This is a genomic window from Croceivirga radicis (assembly GCF_002072105.2).
In the GTDB taxonomy this organism is placed as follows: Bacteria; Bacteroidota; Bacteroidia; order Flavobacteriales; family Flavobacteriaceae; genus Croceivirga; species Croceivirga radicis.
In genome coordinates this window covers 2,501-5,704 of record NZ_MTBC01000017.1, presented here as the reverse complement: position 1 = coordinate 5,704, position 3,204 = coordinate 2,501, and the positions used below count along the sequence as shown (strand labels likewise).

General features: G+C 48.8%; 2 tRNA genes and 2 rRNA genes (1 of these 4 running past the window's edge). All 4 read left to right on the top strand.

The features are described 5' to 3' along the window. The first annotated feature begins 512 nt into the window (after positions 1-512). Positions 513-2,037, top strand: a 16S ribosomal RNA gene (locus BUL40_RS15615). 114 nt (positions 2,038-2,151) lie between these two features. After that, positions 2,152-2,225: transfer RNA gene (locus BUL40_RS15610), tRNA-Ile, on the top strand. 128 nt (positions 2,226-2,353) lie between these two features. Then, positions 2,354-2,427 (top strand) — tRNA-Ala (locus BUL40_RS15605). A 177-nt stretch (positions 2,428-2,604) separates the two neighbouring features. Then, positions 2,605-3,204: ribosomal RNA gene (locus BUL40_RS15600) — 23S ribosomal RNA — on the top strand (it continues 2,211 nt past the right edge of the window). Together the 16S and 23S rRNA genes with 2 tRNA genes alongside form the textbook arrangement of a ribosomal RNA operon.

The following is a 3,204-nucleotide window of genomic DNA, read 5'->3' as shown; positions in this document are numbered from 1 at the left end:
AAATTTCCACAAAAAAACCTGTAAAAAGTTTGTTGATTAATTGGGAAATGGTGTTACATTTGCAGCCCGAAAAACAACAAAGGGTTTGTTTTGAGGGAAAGTTCAAAAGCTCATTGACATACTGTTTTTTTTAGGTTTGAGGCTTGAAAAAAAATAATCAAAAAAGCATTGTGTAATCAAAAAAGAGGTTTTACATTTGCAGCCCGAAAAACACGGAGCGTGTTCAAGGGAAAAGTTCATGTAAAGTGTGTTTTTTGTTTCGCTAAAATCTTTTGAAATTTTTTTCAAAAAAAGCTTGCCAGATAAAAAAACAGTTGTAAATTTGCAGCCGCTTAACCAACGAGGTTGGCGTGCGAGACCGAAGGGAAGGATTGATATTAAGGAGTAGGATTCGGTTTCAAGGACAAAAAAGTTCATTGGACATATTGACAAAACGACAGCGTAAAGAGAATTACCATTTTGACGTCAAGGAACTTGGGGTTCGTGGGGTATCGCGAGATATTTAACGAACAACGATGGAGAGTTTGATCCTGGCTCAGGATGAACGCTAGCGGCAGGCCTAACACATGCAAGTCGAGGGGTAGCAGGAAAAAGCTTGCTTTTTTGCTGACGACCGGCGCACGGGTGCGGAACGCGTATGGAACCTGCCCCTATCAGGGGAATAGCCTTTAGAAATGAAGATTAATGCCCCATAGTAACAGTTTATCGCATGATTTACTGTTTAAAGAACTTCGGATAGGGATGGCCATGCGTATCATTAGCTAGTTGGTGAGGTAACGGCTCACCAAAGCAACGATGATTAGGGGCCCTGAGAGGGGGATCCCCCACACTGGTACTGAGACACGGACCAGACTCCTACGGGAGGCAGCAGTGAGGAATATTGGACAATGGCCGAAAGGTTGATCCAGCCATGCCGCGTGCAGGATGACGGCCCTATGGGTTGTAAACTGCTTTTATACGGGAAGAAACCACCCTACGTGTAGGGTGCTGACGGTACCGTAAGAATAAGGACCGGCTAACTCCGTGCCAGCAGCCGCGGTAATACGGAGGGTCCGAGCGTTATCCGGAATCATTGGGTTTAAAGGGTCCGTAGGCGGGCCAATAAGTCAGGGGTGAAAGGCCACAGCTCAACTGTGGGACTGCCCTTGATACTGTTGGTCTTGAGTTATAGTGGGGTTGCCGGAACATGTGGTGTAGCGGTGAAATGCATAGATATCACATAGAACACCGATCGCGAAGGCAGGTGACCAACTATATACTGACGCTGATGGACGAAAGCGTGGGGAGCGAACGGGATTAGATACCCCGGTAGTCCACGCCGTAAACGATGGATACTAGCTGTAGGGTTTTCGGACTCTGTGGCCAAGCGAAAGTGATAAGTATCCCACCTGGGGAGTACGTTCGCAAGAATGAAACTCAAAGGAATTGACGGGGGCCCGCACAAGCGGTGGAGCATGTGGTTTAATTCGATGATACGCGAGGAACCTTACCAGGGCTTAAATGTAGATTGCATGGAGCAGAGACGCTCCTTTCTTCGGACCATCTACAAGGTGCTGCATGGTTGTCGTCAGCTCGTGCCGTGAGGTGTCAGGTTAAGTCCTATAACGAGCGCAACCCCTGCCGTTAGTTGCCAGCATGTAAAGATGGGGACTCTAACGGGACTGCCGGTGCAAACCGTGAGGAAGGTGGGGACGACGTCAAATCATCACGGCCCTTACGTCCTGGGCCACACACGTGCTACAATGGCCGGTACAGAGGGAAGCCACCCCGCAAGGGGGCGCGGATCTATAAAGCCGGTCACAGTTCGGATCGGGGTCTGCAACTCGACCCCGTGAAGCTGGAATCGCTAGTAATCGGATATCAGCCATGATCCGGTGAATACGTTCCCGGGCCTTGTACACACCGCCCGTCAAGCCATGGAAGCCGGGAGTGCCTGAAGTCCGTCACCGCAAGGAGCGGCCTAGGGCAAAATCGGTAACTAGGGCTAAGTCGTAACAAGGTAGCCGTACCGGAAGGTGCGGCTGGAACACCTCCTTTCTAGAGACGATTGGCCCCACGGCCCCGTACTTTGGCGAAGGAAGGTAGTTTTCTTTAAGTTTTCGTTTTGTTTTTTGTCCATAACTATATTGTGGTCAATTATTGGACCTAAGAAGTCTCATAGCTCAGCTGGTTAGAGCGCTACACTGATAATGTAGAGGTCGGCAGTTCGAGTCTGCCTGAGACTACGAGTCGCGAGACTAAAAAGTGCTAAGTTCTGGGGATGTCCCCGAGAAGGTATTGAACAAAGGAAATTCTGGAAGTTGGTAATTCTGACATTCTAAATTCTGAATTCTAAATTCTGAATTCCGTGAATGGGGAATTAGCTCAGCTGGCTAGAGCGCCTGCCTTGCACGCAGGAGGTCATCGGTTCGACTCCGATATTCTCCACAAGGTCCCATTATCGAATGGGAGCCAAAAGTTCATTGACATATTGGGACGGAGCACGATACGTTTAGTATCGATGCGAAGTCAAAAGAAGAAACTTGAAAGCAAATAGTAGTAGAATACGAGAGTAGGATACAAAAAAATAGTAAAGATTACGAGGGGCACTTTATAAAGTAAAGTGCGACAAGCTAAGCAAGGGCGTATGGGGGATGCCTAGGCTACCCAGAGGCGATGAAGGACGTGATAAGCTGCGAAAAGCCACGGGGAACTGCACATGAGTGTTGATCCGTGGATATCCGAATGGGGCAACCCGCTATGTTGAAGGCATAGCATCGAAAGAGGCCAACCCGCTGAACTGAAACATCTAAGTAGGCGGAGGAAAAGAAAACAAGAGTGATTCCGATAGTAGTGGCGAGCGAAATCGGACCAGCCCAAACCAATGTTGTTCCGGCAATATTGGGGTTGTAGGACCACGACATTCTTTGCGTAACGAACTAGAACATGTTGGAAAGCATGGCCAAAGACGGTGATAGCCCGGTATAGGTAAGGCGCGTTAAAGATAGTGGTATCCTGAGTAGGACGGGGCACGTGAAACCCTGTTTGAATCCGGCGGGACCATCCGCCAAGGCTAAATACTCCTGGGAGACCGATAGTGTACCAGTACCGTGAGGGAAAGGTGAAAAGAACCCTGAACAAGGGAGTGAAATAGACCCTGAAACCATACGCCTACAAGCGGTCGGAGCCATTCGTGGTGACGGCGTGCCTTTTGCATAATGAGCC